Source organism: Pseudomonas salmasensis, assembly GCF_014268375.2.
GTDB lineage: Bacteria > Pseudomonadota > Gammaproteobacteria > Pseudomonadales > Pseudomonadaceae > Aquipseudomonas > Aquipseudomonas salmasensis.
This window is the reverse complement of record NZ_CP077083.1, coordinates 4,957,402-4,971,963: the sequence shown is the minus strand read 5'-3', so window position 1 is coordinate 4,971,963 and position 14,562 is coordinate 4,957,402. Positions and strand designations below refer to the sequence as shown.

Below are 14,562 nucleotides of genomic sequence, written 5' to 3'. Positions count from 1 at the left end.
TACCTGCGATGGCCATAGGTAACCGGGTAACCACGATGCGAAGCGAGCCGCTCTTGATCTTGATCTGCTTTTGATCTCAGGCGCCCCGTCAAACCACGCTGGCCGGAATTCGACAGGGATTTGGGGGGTAAACCGGCAGGGATGCCGGTTTAGCCGCCCCGCGCCATGGATGGCGCGTGGCGGCGGCCCCCCAAATCACTGGCGGATTACGGGCACACCGAGCCCAAGCGAGGTGCCGAGTGGTGGGGCAAGAGCGTTGCTTACTTTTGCGCTTTTCAAAAGTGAGCCGCCGTCAGGGCGGAACCCTAAGTGGCCGTTACCGCAGCAATGGATATGTACACAATCCAACTGTGTTGACTGCCAAGCCGCCTTCGCGAGCAAGCCCGCTCCCACAGTTGGATTGGGGGTATCAGGTGGATAGATGTCGGCTGGGAGGCCGTCATCGCAGGCAAGCCAGCTCCCACATTTGGATCGCGGGGTGTCAGATAGAGATGCGTTGGCTGGCGGGCCGCCATCGCAGGCAAGCCAGCTCCCACAGTTTGGATCTCTATCGGGTGGTGAGATCTAGGTGGGCTTGATGCGCTCAGAGGGACGACGCACTCCCGCCACAATCTTATCCACCGCCTTGGTCGCCGCCACCATGCCGAACGTGGCCGTGACCATCATCACCGCGCCAAACCCTCCCGCGCAGTCCAGCTTCACGCCATCGCCGACAAAACTCTTCTGCAAACAGATGCTGCCATCAGGCTTGGGATAGCGCAGCTGCTCGGTGGAAAACACGCACGGCACGCTGTAGTGGCGGGTCACGGTACGCGAGAAGCCATAATCGCGGCGCAAGGTGGAGCGCACTTTCGAGGCCAGCGGGTCATTGAAGGTGCGGTTCAGGTCGCACACCTGGATCAGCGTGGGGTCAATCTGCCCGCCGGCACCGCCAGTGGTAATGATCTGGATCTTGCGGCGCTTGCACCAGGCAATCAGCGCCGCCTTGGCGTTGACCGCGTCGATGCAGTCGATCACGCAGTCGATAGTCGGGGTGATGTACTCGGCCATGGTGTCGCGGGTGACGAAATCTGCCACCGCGTGCACGGTGCACTCAGGATTGATACCGCGCAGGCGCTCGGCCATCACTTCGACCTTGGGCTTGCCCACGGTGCTGTCCAGGGCATGCAACTGGCGGTTGCTGTTGCTGACGCAGACATCGTCCAGGTCGAACAGCGAAATCTCGCCCACCCCACAACGGGCAATCGCTTCCGCCGCCCAGGAACCTACGCCGCCGACGCCGACAATCGCCACATGGGCGGCTTTCAAGCGTTCCAGGCCCTCAAGGCCGTACAAGCGGGCGACGCCTGCAAACCGCGGATCTTCTGTACTCATCATCATTACCCCAAAAACCGGCGCGCATTATAGGGCTACGCCGCGACAAGTTCGACGCTTGCAGCTACAAGTAAAGAACTTAAGCGGACTTTCGCAGACTAACGTCCGGCTTTTCTCTGTCTGCTGTACGCTCAGGGAAGGGCCGGTGTAGGATGCGCGCCGTTCGGCGTAGGCCGACACCTCTTTCGTTCCGCACCCTTTGGAACCCGACATAACCATGGCATCGCGTAAATTTGGACTCAACCTGGTGGTGGTGCTGGCAATTGCCGCGCTGTTCACCGGTTTCTGGGCGCTGATCAACCGCCCGGTCACCGCTCCCAACTGGCCCGATCAGATCTCCGGTTTTTCCTACTCGCCGTTCCAGCAAGGCCAGTATCCGCAGAAAGACCAGTACCCTACCGACGAACAGATGCGTCAGGACCTTGCGATCATGAGCAAGCTGACGGACAACATCCGTACCTACTCGGTGGACGGCCCCCTGGGGGATATCCCCAAGCTGGCCGAAGAGTTCGGCCTGCGCGTGACCCTGGGGATCTGGATCAGCCCGGACCTGGAACGTAACGAGCGGGAGATCCAGCGCGCTATCGAGATCGCCAACACATCGCGCAGTGTCGTACGTGTGGTGGTGGGCAACGAAGCGTTGTTTCGTGAAGAAATCACCCCCGAAGCCCTGATCGTACTGCTCGACCGCGTGCGCGCCGCCGTGAAAGTGCCGGTGACCACCTCCGAGCAATGGCACATCTGGGAAAAGAACCCGCAACTGGCCAAGCACGTCGACCTGATCGCCGCGCACATCCTGCCGTTCTGGGAATACATCCCGATGGACAAGGCCGGCCAGTACGTCCTCGACCGCGCCAAGGATTTGAAGAAAGCCTTCCCGAAAAAGCCCCTGCTGCTGTCGGAAGTGGGCTGGCCGAGCAACGGTCGTATGCGCGGTGGCAATGAGTCGTCGCCGGCCGACCAGGCGATTTACCTGCGTACGCTGGTAAACAAGCTCAACCGTCAGGGTTACAACTACTTCGTGATCGAGGCCTTCGACCAGCCGTGGAAGGTCAGCGACGAAGGGTCGGCGGGTGCGTATTGGGGCGTGTTCAACGCCGCGCGCCAGCAGAAATTCAATTTTGACGGCCCGGTGGTGGCGATTCCGCAATGGCGGGTGCTGGCCATCGGTTCGGTGGTGCTTGCACTGCTGTCCCTGACCCTGTTGATGATCGATGGCTCGGCCCTGCGCCAGCGTGGCCGTACCTTCCTGACCTTTATTGCGTTTCTGTGCGGGTCGGTGCTGGTCTGGATCGGCTACGACTACAGCCAGCAATACAGCACGTGGTTCAGCGTGACAGTGGGCGTGTTGCTGGCACTCGGCGCCCTGGGCGTGTTTATCGTGTTGCTGACCGAAGCCCACGAACTGGCGGAAGCGGTGTGGACCCACAAGCGCCGGCGTGAATTCCTGCCCGTGGAAGGCGACTCGGACTACCGTCCAAAAGTGTCGATCCATGTGCCGTGCTACAACGAGCCGCCGGAAATGGTCAAACAGACCCTCGACGCCCTGGCCGCCCTCGATTATCCGGACTACGAAGTCCTGATCATCGACAACAACACCAAGGACCCGGCGGTGTGGGAGCCGGTGCGCGACTACTGCGAAACCCTGGGCCCGCGCTTCAAGTTCTTCCACGTTGCGCCCCTGGCCGGTTTCAAGGGCGGCGCACTGAACTACCTGATCCCGCACACCGCCAAGGATGCCGAAGTGATCGCGGTGATCGACTCGGACTACTGCGTGTCGCCCAACTGGCTCAAGCACATGGTGCCGCACTTCGCCGACCCGAAAATCGCCGTGGTGCAGTCGCCCCAGGATTACCGCGACCAGAACGAAAGCACCTTCAAGAAGCTCTGCTACGCCGAATACAAAGGCTTCTTCCATATCGGCATGGTCACCCGTAATGACCGTGACGCGATTATCCAGCACGGCACCATGACCATGACTCGTCGCTCGGTGCTCGAAGAGCTGGGCTGGGCCGACTGGTGCATCTGTGAAGACGCCGAGCTGGGCCTGCGCGTGTTCGAAAAAGGCTTGTCGGCGGCGTACTACCACGACAGCTACGGCAAGGGTTTGATGCCGGATACCTTTATCGACTTCAAGAAACAGCGTTTCCGCTGGGCCTATGGCGCGATCCAGATCATCAAGCGCCACACCGCCAGCCTGATTCGTGGCAAAGACACCGAGCTGACCCGCGGCCAGCGCTATCACTTCCTCGCGGGCTGGTTGCCGTGGGTGGCCGATGGCATGAACATCTTCTTTACCGTTGGCGCCCTGTTGTGGTCCGCGGCGATGATCATCGTGCCAACCCGGGTCGACCCGCCGTTGCTGATTTTCGCGATCCCGCCGTTGGCGTTGTTTGTGTTCAAAGTCGGCAAGATCATTTTCCTCTACCGCCGTGCGGTAGGTGTGAACTTGAAAGATGCGTTCTGCGCGGCGCTGGCCGGGTTGGCGTTGTCCCACACCATCGCCAAGGCGGTGTTGTACGGCTTCTTCACCAGCAGTATTCCGTTCTTTCGCACACCGAAAAACGCGGATAATCACGGCTTCTGGGTGGCGATTTCCGAAGCCCGCGAAGAAATGTTCATCATGCTGCTGCTGTGGGGCGCGGCGCTGGGGATCTACCTGGTGCAAGGCCTGCCGAGCAATGACATTCGCTTCTGGGTGGTGATGTTGCTGGTGCAGTCGCTGCCGTATGTGGCGGCGCTGATCATGGCGTTCTTGTCGTCGCTGCCCAAACCTTCGGCGGCGCCCGAGGCCGCACCGGCGGCGTAAAAAGTCACGCAATGCACTAAACGGCGGCCCTTGGCCGCCGTTTTGCTATAAGATAACGGCCCTTTTGCGTGCCTTACACCCATCACTGTAGGAGCGAGCTTGCTCGCGAAAATCGTTAACGATAACGCGGGCATCCTGAATGCACGCGGTGCCCTTGAGTTTTTCGCGAGCGAGCTCGCTCCTACAGTTAGAACGTCGCCGCCTCGATTTCCGGAGTCCCCCCATGACGGCCCATGCCGACCTTTCGCCGACCCTTCTACTGGCCATCGACCTGATCCGTCGCCCATCGGTCACGCCCATCGATGCCGATTGCCAGAAGCTGATGATGCAGCGCCTGGGCGACGCCGGTTTTGCGCTTGAACCGATGCGCATTGAAGACGTGGACAACTTCTGGGCCACCCACGGCAAGCACGAAGGCCCAGTGCTGTGCTTTGCCGGTCACACCGATGTGGTGCCGACTGGCCCGGTACAGGCCTGGCAGAACGACCCGTTCGATGCGTTGATCGATGACAACGGCATGCTCTGTGGCCGTGGCGCGGCGGACATGAAAGGCAGCCTGGCGGCGATGCTGGTGGCGGCGGAACGTTTCGTCACCGACTACCCGGACCATAAGGGTTCGGTCGCCTTCCTGATCACCAGCGACGAAGAAGGCCCGGCGCACCATGGCACCAAGGCCGTGATCGAACGCCTGGCCGCACGCAAGGAACGCCTGGACTGGTGCATCGTCGGCGAACCGTCGAGCACCAGCCTGGTGGGCGACGTGGTCAAGAACGGTCGCCGTGGCTCCCTTGGCGCCACCTTGACCGTGCGCGGTGTACAGGGCCACGTGGCTTACCCGCACCTGGCGAAGAACCCGATCCACTTGGCCGCACCGGCCCTGGCCGAACTCGCCGCCGAACATTGGGATGACGGCAACACGTTCTTCCCGCCGACCAGCTTTCAGATTTCCAACCTCAACTCCGGTACCGGTGCCACCAACGTGATCCCAGGTGACCTGACGGCGGTGTTCAACTTCCGTTTTTCCACCGAATCCACCGTCGAGGGCCTGCAACAACGGGTCGCGGCCATTCTCGACAAACATGGCTTGGACTGGCACGTGGAGTGGGCGCTGTCGGGCCTGCCGTTCCTCACCGAGCCAGGCGCTCTGCTGGATGCGGTATCGGCCAGCATCCTGGCGATCACCGGGCGCGAGACCAAGGCGTCCACCAGCGGCGGTACCTCCGATGGCCGCTTCATTGCGACGTTGGGCACCCAGGTGGTCGAACTGGGCCCGGTCAACGCGACGATCCACCAGGTCAACGAACGCATCCTGGCCAGCGACCTCGATGTGCTGACCGAAATCTACTACCAGACCCTGATCAAGTTGCTCGCCTGATGCTTGCCTGCCCCATTTGCAGCGCACCGCTCAATACCGTGGACAACGGCGTGGCGTGCCCGGCCGGGCACCGCTTCGACCGCGCACGCCAGGGTTACCTGAACCTGCTGCCGGTGCAGCACAAGAACAGCCGCGACCCGGGCGACAACCTGGCCATGGTCGAGGCGCGCCGCGACTTCCTCAACGCCGGGCACTACGCGCCAGTGGCCAAGCGCCTGGCCGAACTGGCCGCCGAGCGCGCACCGCAGCGCTGGGTGGACATTGGCTGTGGCGAGGGGTACTACACTGCGCAAATCGCCCAGGCTCTGCCCGATGCCGATGGCTACGCGCTAGATATCTCCAAGGAAGCGGTCAAGCGCGCATGCAAACGCAACCCGGCGCTGACCTGGTTGATCGCCAGCATGGCCCGCGTGCCATTGGCCGACGCCAGCTGCCAGTTCCTCGCCAGTGTGTTCAGCCCGCTGGACTGGCAGGAAGCCAAGCGCCTGCTCAGCCCCGGCGGCGGCTTGATGAAAGTCGGCCCCACCAGCGGCCACTTGATGGAACTGCGCGAGCGCCTGTACGACGAAGTGCGCGAATACACCGACGACAAACACCTGGCCCTGGTGCCGGACGGCATGAGCCTGGCGCACAGTGAAACCCTGGCATTCACCCTGAGCCTGGCCGAAGCCAAGGACCGCGCCAACCTGCTGGCGATGACGCCGCACGGCTGGCGGGCCAGTGCCGAGCGCCGCCACGAGGTGATCGAGGCGGCTGAGCCGCTGCAGGTCACGGTGTCGATGCGCTACGATTATTTCGTGCTTCAATGACCGACTTTCACCCATCCGCGAATGGATTTTCGAATCCCGCAACGAGGAACATCCATGCGCCAACCCGATATTGAGATTTACCTGAAGGACGCCGACGTCGACCACAAGGCCATCGCCGCCTGGCTGGGCGCCGCCCTGGGCCCGTGCACCGACTGGGTCCAGAAAGGCCAGACCTACAAGTGCAAGGCCGGCAGCGTGCCGGTTACCTGGCTGCCCAAGGCGGTGGGAAAATGGAACAGCCTGTTCCTGGAAAGCGACCAGACCCCGTGGGACGACGATATCGCCTGCGCCCGCGCCGCGTTTGCCGCGCTGAATGTCGAAGTGCGCTGCGCACCGGGCACCTGGGTTGAAGAAGAGGGTGAAGAAAGCGCTGATCGCTGGATTCGCATCAGCGCAGATGGTGAAGAAGAGATCACCTGGAAAACTGCCTGACAGCGGATCGCTAACCCAATCAATGTGGGAGCTGGCTTGCCTGCGATAGCATCACTGTGGTCTGACTGATAGACCAAGGTGTCTGCATCGCAGGCAAGCCAGCTCCCACAGTTGATTGGGTTAGCAAAACAAAGGGGTTACAGGCCCACCACATCCTCCGCCTGCAAGCCCTTCTCGCCGGTCACCACGGCGTACTCCACCTGCTGGCCTTCGGCTAACGAGCGGTGGCCTTCACCGCGAATGGCGCGGTAGTGCACAAACACATCCTTGCCATCTTCACGCTGGATAAAGCCGTAGCCCTTTGCATCGTTGAACCACTTCACATTGCCGGTTTCACGCGTTGTCATCTGTTCACTCCCACTGGTTTTTTTATTGTTGAGTCGCTCGCATTGAACTGCCGAGTATAAGACAGGCTCAAAAACCATCAACTCAACTTTACATCGCTGCTTTTTTGCCGATTTTCGGCGAATACGGCACACTACCCGCCCGAGCGCCTGCTCGGTTTTTTCCATTTGAAGCAGTTCGCCTATGACCCGCTCCCCGTTCCGCCGTCTGGTGTTTGGCACCTTGCGCCGACTGTTGTACCTCTGGGTTCGCTCGGAGACGATCAACCAGTCGTCCCTCACCCTTAACCTGGACCGCAGCCGGCCGGTTTTCTACGTCCTGCAATCACCTTCCCTCACCGAGTTGGCGGTGGTCGATGCCGAGTGCACCAAGGCCGGCCTGCCGCGCCCGGTGCTGCCGGTGTCGGTAGGGCCGTTGATGGAGCCTGCGGCGTTCTTCTACCTCACGCCGGATCCGGATTGGCTCGGCCGCCAGGACAAACGCGGTGCGCCGCCCACCCTGACGCGCCTGGTCAACACCCTCACCGAACACGCCGAAGAGAATGCACAAATCATTCCGGTCAGCGTGTTCTGGGGCCAATCCCCCGAAAGTGAGTCCAGCCCGTGGAAGCTGTTATTCGCCGACAGCTGGGCGGTCACCGGGCGTCTACGCCGGTTGTTGAGCATCCTGATCCTGGGGCGCAAGACCCGCGTGCAATTCTCCGCGCCCATCAACCTGCGTGAATTGATCGAGCACAATAAAGGCCACGAACGCACCGTACGCATGGCCCAGCGCATCCTGCGTGTGCACTTTCGTAACCTGAAGACGGCGGTGATCGGCCCCGACCTGTCCCACCGGCGTAATCTAGTCAAAGGCCTGGTGAATATGCCGCTGGTGCGCCAAGCCATTGCGGATGAAGCCGAACGCGAAAAGATCGCCCCGGAAAAAGCCAAGGCCCTGGCCCTGCGCTATGGCAACGAGATTGCCTCGGACTACACCTACACCGCGATCCGCTTCCTGGAAGTGGTATTGAGCTGGTTCTGGAACAAGATCTACGACGGCATCAAGGTCAATAACATCGAAGGCGTGCAAAAGGTGGCCCAGGGCTACGAGGTGATCTACGTGCCTTGTCACCGCAGCCATATCGACTACCTGCTGCTGTCCTACCTGCTGTTCAAGAACGGCCTGACCCCGCCGCACATCGCCGCCGGCATCAACCTCAACATGCCGGTGATCGGCAGCCTGCTGCGCCGTGGCGGTGCGTTTTTCATGCGCCGCACCTTCAAGGGCAACCCGTTGTACACCTCGGTGTTCAACGAATACCTGCACACCCTGTTTACCAAGGGGTTCCCGGTGGAGTACTTCGTCGAAGGCGGCCGCTCGCGCACCGGGCGCATGCTGCAACCGAAAACCGGCATGCTGGCGATCACCCTGCGCAGCTTCCTGCGCTCCTCGCGCATGCCCATCGTGTTCGTGCCGGTGTACATCGGCTATGAGCGCGTGCTCGAAGGCCGTACCTACCTGGGCGAACTGCGTGGCGCGAGCAAGAAGAAAGAGTCGATCTTCGACATTTTCAAAGTGGTCGGCGCGCTCAAGCAGCGCTTCGGCCAAGTGGCGGTCAACTTCGGCGAGCCGATCAAGCTGGCAGAATTCCTCGACGCCGAGCAACCGGACTGGCGCGCCCAGGAGCTGGGGCCGAACTACAAACCGGCCTGGCTCAATGAGACCACCAATCGCCTCGGCGAACAGGTGGCGCGCCACTTGAACGAAGCCGCTGCGGTGAACCCGGTGAACCTGGTGGCGCTGGCGCTGCTGTCCACCACCCGCCTGGCCCTGGATGAACAGGCCATGGCCCGCCAGTTGGACCTGTACCTGGCGCTGTTGCGCCGCGTGCCCTACTCGCCCCACACCACCCTGCCGGAAGGCGATGGCCTGGCGCTGATCAAGCACGTCAAGGACATGAACCTGCTGTCTGAACAGAGCGATGCCCTGGGCAAAATCGTTTATCTGGATGAGCAGAATGCCGTTCTGATGACCTACTACCGCAACAATGTGCTGCACATCTTCGCCCTGCCGGCCTTGCTGGCGAGTTTCTTCCAGAGCAGCTCGCGCATGAGCCGCGAACAGATCCTGCGCTACACCCACGCGCTCTACCCGTACCTGCAATCGGAGCTGTTTATCCGTTGGTCGCTGGAAGACTTGGACAACGTGGTCGACCAGTGGCTGGACGCGTTTGTCGAACAAGGCCTGCTGCGCTTCGAAAATGCCGTGTACCTGCGCCCGGCGCCGAGTTCGCGGCACTTTGTGCTGCTGACGCTGCTGTCCAAGAGCATCGCCCAGACCCTGCAACGCTTCTACATGGCGATCTCGTTGCTGCTCAACAGCGGCCAGAACAGCATCAGCGCCGAAGAGCTGGAAGACCTGTGCACGATCATGGCCCAGCGCCTATCGATCCTGCACGGCCTCAACGCTCCGGAATTCTTCGACAAGAGTCTTTTCCGACATTTCATCCAGACGTTGCTGGAGCAAGATGTGCTGCGCCGCGATGAAGCCGGCAAGCTGGGCTATCACGACCTGCTCGGCGAACTGGCCGAAGGCGCGGCCAAACGTGTATTGCCGGCGGACATTCGCCTGTCGATCCGCCAGGTTGCCTTGCACCGCGTGGATGGCGCAGCCGAGGCTGTGGCCGAATCGGTTGCCAGCAACGCTGAAGAAAACCGCTAGATTGAATGAGGCGCCGGGCGGATTCCGGCGCCGTTGAAAAGGAGCCGCACCGTGAAAAAACTCATCCTCCTGGGCCTCACCGCCCTGCTCGGAGCCTGCCACTCGATGACCCCAACCCCGAAGGCCAGCCTGGACGGCGAAGTGTTCTACCTGCAACGCATCGCCCTGCCGCCAGCCGCCACCTTGAGTGTCAGCCTGCAGGACGTGTCCCTGATGGACGCCCCGGCCGTGACCCTCGCCGAACAGAAAGGCCCGGTCAAAGGCCAGGTGCCGCTGCCGTTTCACCTGAGCTATGACCCGGCCCAGGTCAAACCGGGCCACACCTATTCGGTCAGCGCTCGCATCGAGCTGGACGGCAAGCTACTGTTTATCACCACCGAGCGGCACACCGTGCAGCTCAATGGCCAGGACCCACAACCGCTGCGCCTGCGCGTAGATGCGGCTGCACACTGATCATTCCCACGTCATAAGGAAGCGCCCATGCTCCGCAAATCTCTTCGCCTCACCGCCCTGTGTGCTGGCTTGTTATTCGGCGCCAACGCCATGGCCCTGGACCTTGGTAGCCTGTCCCAGGGCGACGCCAGCGGCGGCCTCAAGGATGCTTTGACCCAAGGTGCACAGATTGCTGTGAAACAACTCGGAACGCCCGGTGGTTTCAGCAACAACCCGGACGTGAAGATCGGCCTGCCGGGCAAACTCGGCAAAGTCGCTGACAAGTTGAAAATGTTCGGCATGGGTGACCAGGTCACGCAGTTGGAAACCAGCATGAACAAGGCGGCAGAAACCGCCGTGACCCAGGCCCAGCCGATCCTGGTCAACGCCGTGAAGAACATGAGCGTGACCGACGCCAAAGGCATTCTCAGCGGTGGCCAGGACTCCGCCACCCAGTACCTGAACAAAAGCAGCCGTGAAGAAATTCGCGCCAAGTTCCTGCCTATCGTCAAGGCTGCCACCGACAAAGTCGGCGTGGCCCAGCAGTACAACGCCCTGGCCGGCAAGGCCGCGGCTTTTGGCGCGGTGGATGCCAAGAGCGCCAACGTCGAGAATTACGTGACCGAGCAGGCGCTGGATGGCCTGTTCAAGATGATCGCGCAGCAGGAAGAAACCATCCGCAAGAACCCGGCGGCGGCGGCCACCAGCTTGGCCAAGAAGGTGTTTGGGGCGCTGTAAGCCCTCGGCAGTCACTGAGCCTTACGCAGCAAACACTCCGCGGATGCAGAGTGTTTGCAATGGCTCAATAGCGGCAATCAGCGCATTCAACGGCCGATTTGAGTATGGGTGTTCGCATTGCTATTCGCGTTGTTGTTCGCGTTGGCAACACTGTTGTTAATCGTGATGTTACTAGTCGGCTGGGGAAAATCGTATTTGAACGATTTGAGCGCGTCGGAAAGCTCACGCCGACCGACGGAGTCATTATGGGAATGTTTGGCGCAAGCGCCGCCCATCTGACCGCCGCCCAGCATCATGCCGATCCCCGAGTAAAAGTTACCCAATGCTTGTAGGAGCATATCTATTTCGCCTTTATGAACGTTCTGGAAACGTTATCCAAGTGATAAAAACCACCGAACAACGTACCTGCGAACAGGTAACCCTGTGTGGCAAGCCTTGAGAAATGGTTCCCACCGGGCCTGCCAAAAACGCTCACTGATCTACTCCTCCTTCCTGATCCTGAACCACGCTGCGTACAACGCCGGCAGGAACAGCAGCGTCAACGCCGTTGCCACAATCAACCCGCCCATGATCGCCACGGCCATAGGCCCGAAGAACACACTGCGTGACAACGGAATCATCGCCAGCACCGCTGCCAGCGCCGTCAGCACAATGGGGCGAAAGCGTCGCACCGTGGCTTCGATAATTGCCTGCCAAGGTGCCAGGCCAGCCTTGATGTCTTGTTCGATCTGGTCCACCAGAATCACCGAGTTACGCATGATCATCCCTGACAGCGCGATGGTGCCGAGCATGGCGACGAAACCGAAGGGTTGGCGGAACACCAGCAGGAACAAGGTCACGCCGATCAGCCCCAAAGGCGCGGTGAGAAAGACCATCGCCGTGCGCGAGAAGCTGCGCAGTTGCAGCATCAGCAAGGTCAACACCACCACGATAAACAGCGGCACGCCGGCCTTCACCGAGTTTTGCCCGCGGGCAGAGTCTTCCACCGTACCGCCCACTTCCAACAGGTAGCCGTCCGGCAGTTCGGCACGTACATCGGCAAGCGTCGGCAGGATCTGCTGCACGAGGGTCGCAGGCTGTTCCTTGCCATAGATATCGGCCCGTACCGTCACCGTGGGCAAGCGGTTGCGATGCCAGATGATGCCTTCTTCGAATCCATATTCGAGGGTGGCAATTTGCGACAGCGCCACGCTTTTACCATTGTCGGTGGGCACGGCAAGGCTCGGCAGGCGCGACAGTTCGCTACGCTCATGCACGGTGCCGCGCAGGAGGATCTCGATCAATTCGTTGTCCTCACGGTACTGGCTGACGCTGGAGCCGGTCAGGGAACTCTGCAGGAATTTCGACAGGTTGGCAGTGCTCACGCCAAGGGCGCGCGCGCGGTCCTGATCGATATTCAGGTAGACGATTTTGCTCGGTTCTTCCCAGTCCAAATGCACGTTGACCACATGGGTATTTTCGCGAACCTTGGCTGCCACTTTGCGCGCCAGGGCGCGCACCTCTTCGATGTGCTCGCCCGTCACGCGAAACTGCACCGGGTAGCCTACGGGCGGGCCGTTCTCCAAGCGCGTGACCCGCGAACGCAGTTCGGGGAACTGCTCATTGAGGGTTTCGATCAGCCAGGTGCGCAGGCTTTCACGCTCTTCGATGGTGTTAGCCAGCACCACAAACTGGGCGAAGCTGGCAGCGGGCAATTGCTGGTCCAGGGGCAGGTAGAACCGCGGCGAACCGGTGCCCGCGTAGGCGACATAGTTATTGATGCCAGCATGCTCCTTGAGCAACGCTTCCAGGCGCTTGACCTGTTCGGCAGTGTTGCTCAGGGAAGCGCCTTCGGCCAGTTTCAGGTCGACCATCAACTCCAGGCGGCCGGAAGCCGGGAAGAACTGTTGCGGCACAAAACGGAACAGCGCAACCGAGCCGATAAATAGCAGCAAGGTCAGCACGATCACGGTTTTACGTCGTCGCACGCACCACTCCACCAACCGTCTTACCCGCTGGTAGAAGGGTGTGCCGTAAGGGTCTGGACCGTCGGTGCCGTGCTTGGCGGCGTGAATCTTCGCCAGGTCGGGCAGGAGTTTTTCCCCCAGGTACGGCACAAACACCACGGCCGCCACCCAGGAGGCCAGCAGTGCGATGGTCACCACCTGGAAGATCGAGCGGGTGTATTCGCCGGTGCTCGATTGTGCGGTAGCAATCGGCAAGAAGCCCGCCGCCGTGATCAGGGTGCCGGTGAGCATGGGGAATGCGGTGCTGGTCCAGGCGAAACTCGCGGCCTTGAGCCGGTCGTAGCCCTGCTCCATTTTGATCGCCATCATTTCCACGGCGATGATCGCGTCATCCACCAGCAAGCCCAGGGCCAGGACCAAGGCGCCAAGGGAAATCTTGTGCAGGCCGATGCCCAGGTAATACATGCTGGCAAAGGTCATCGCCAGCACCAGCGGAATCGCCAGGGCGACGACCATGCCGGTGCGCACGCCGAGGGAGAAAAAGCTCACCAGCAAAACAATCGCCAACGCCTCAGCCAGCACCTGGACGAATTCGCCGACGCTGGTCTTTACCGCTGCCGGTTGGTCCGACACTTTGCGCAGCTCCATCCCTGCCGGAAGGTTCTTTTGCAGGCGTGCGAATTGCGCTTCAAGGGCCTTGCCCAATACGAGGATGTCGCCACCGTCGCGCATGGCCACGGCCAGGCCGATGGCATCTGCGCCCATGTAGCGCATGCGCGGTGCCGGTGGGTCGTTGAAGCCTCGATGGATGTCAGCCACGTCACCGATGCGCAAGGTGCGGTCCCCCACGCGGATCGGAAAGGTGCGGATCTCCTCCACGGTCTTGAAGTTGCCTGAAACGCGCAGCTGCACGCGCTCGGTGGGGGTTTCAAAGAAGCCGGCGGTGGATACCGCATTTTGTTCCTGCAACGCCTGCTGTACCGCGGCCAAAGGCAAGCCGAGGGTGGCGAGCTTGAGGTTGGACAGCTCGATCCAGATCTTCTCGTCCTGCAAGCCGAGCAGCTCGACCTTGCCCACATCCGGTACGCGTTGCAGCTGGATCTGGATGCGGTCGGCGTAGTCCTTGAGCACCGCATAGTCAAAGCCGTCGCCGGTCAGGGCGTAGATATTGCCGAAGGTGGTGCCGAACTCGTCGTTGAAAAACGGCCCCTGGATATCCGGCGGCAAGGTGTGGCGGATGTCGCTGATTTTCTTGCGCACCTGGTACCACAGCTCGGGAATCTGCGCCGAACGCATCGAATCACGGGCAATAAAGGTGACCTGGGATTCACCCGGCCGCGAGAACGACACGATGCGCTCGTACTCACCGGTCTCCATCAGTTTTTTCTCGATGCGCTCGGTGACCTGGCGCGAAACCTCCTGCGCCGTAGCCCCGGGCCAATTGGTCTTGATCACCATGGCCTTGAAGGTAAAGGGCGGGTCTTCGCTTTGCCCCAGCTTGGTGTAGGACAAGGTGCCAACCACGGCCAGCAGGATCATCAGGAACAGTACGATCTGGCGATTACGCAACGCCCATTCGGAAAGATTGAAACCCATGGG

General features: G+C 61.1%; 11 protein-coding genes. 7 read left to right on the top strand and 4 right to left on the bottom strand.

Translation table 11 applies throughout. The features are described 5' to 3' along the window. Positions 1–564: 564 nt before the first annotated feature. Entirely contained in the window at positions 565–1,374 is an 810-nt protein-coding gene (gene tcdA, locus HU731_RS22275; RefSeq protein WP_370874601.1) for a tRNA cyclic N6-threonylcarbamoyladenosine(37) synthase TcdA, read from the bottom strand. A 217-nt stretch (positions 1,375–1,591) separates the two neighbouring features. Here tcdA and HU731_RS22270 point away from each other — a divergent pair, with 217 nt between their 5' ends. The 4 genes from HU731_RS22270 (at position 1,592) to HU731_RS22255 (ending at position 6,799) form a co-directional block, all read left to right on the top strand. Next, positions 1,592–4,183 (top strand): glycosyltransferase, encoded by a 2,592-nt coding sequence (locus HU731_RS22270; protein WP_003189139.1) that lies wholly within the window; start codon positions 1,592–1,594, stop codon positions 4,181–4,183. A gap of 223 nt (positions 4,184–4,406) precedes the next feature. Next, positions 4,407–5,558 (top strand): succinyl-diaminopimelate desuccinylase, encoded by a 1,152-nt coding sequence (gene dapE, locus HU731_RS22265; protein WP_186605517.1) that lies wholly within the window; start codon positions 4,407–4,409, stop codon positions 5,556–5,558. Continuing rightward, complete coding sequence (locus tag HU731_RS22260) at positions 5,558–6,367, top strand: putative RNA methyltransferase (RefSeq protein ID WP_186605515.1); 810 nt, start codon at positions 5,558–5,560, stop codon at positions 6,365–6,367. Before dapE ends, HU731_RS22260 begins: the two co-directional genes overlap by 1 nt. A 54-nt stretch (positions 6,368–6,421) precedes the next feature. After that, positions 6,422–6,799, top strand: a complete 378-nt coding sequence (locus HU731_RS22255; protein WP_186605513.1) for a hypothetical protein — start codon at positions 6,422–6,424, stop codon at positions 6,797–6,799. Positions 6,800–6,936: 137 nt separating this feature from the next. Here HU731_RS22255 and HU731_RS22250 read toward each other — a convergent pair whose 3' ends face one another. Further along, positions 6,937–7,146, bottom strand: coding sequence for a cold-shock protein (locus tag HU731_RS22250; protein ID WP_003189131.1), 210 nt, complete (start codon positions 7,144–7,146; stop codon positions 6,937–6,939). 181 nt (positions 7,147–7,327) lie between these two features. Here HU731_RS22250 and plsB point away from each other — a divergent pair, with 181 nt between their 5' ends. From plsB to HU731_RS22235, 3 genes are read left to right on the top strand one after another with little or no spacing between them, the layout of a single operon-like run. Further along, entirely contained in the window at positions 7,328–9,847 is a 2,520-nt protein-coding gene (gene plsB / locus HU731_RS22245) for a glycerol-3-phosphate 1-O-acyltransferase PlsB (RefSeq protein WP_186605511.1), read from the top strand. A 51-nt stretch (positions 9,848–9,898) separates the two neighbouring features. Beyond that, on the top strand, positions 9,899–10,300 hold the full coding sequence (locus HU731_RS22240; protein WP_014717218.1) for a YbaY family lipoprotein: 402 nt from the start codon (positions 9,899–9,901) through the stop codon (positions 10,298–10,300). A 27-nt stretch (positions 10,301–10,327) separates the two neighbouring features. Then, the gene (locus tag HU731_RS22235) at positions 10,328–11,017 is read left to right on the top strand and encodes a DUF4197 domain-containing protein (RefSeq protein ID WP_003189124.1); all 690 of its coding nucleotides are present in this window, start codon (positions 10,328–10,330) and stop codon (positions 11,015–11,017) included. Positions 11,018–11,103: 86 nt separating this feature from the next. Here the strand turns inward: HU731_RS22235 and HU731_RS22230 are convergent, their stop codons facing one another. Further along, entirely contained in the window at positions 11,104–11,355 is a 252-nt protein-coding gene (locus HU731_RS22230) for a type III secretion protein (RefSeq protein ID WP_186605509.1), read from the bottom strand. A gap of 141 nt (positions 11,356–11,496) precedes the next feature. Next, a complete protein-coding gene (locus tag HU731_RS22225) occupies positions 11,497–14,559 on the bottom strand; it encodes an efflux RND transporter permease subunit (RefSeq protein ID WP_186605507.1) in 3,063 nt (1,020 codons plus the stop codon). Positions 14,560–14,562 lie beyond the last annotated feature (3 nt).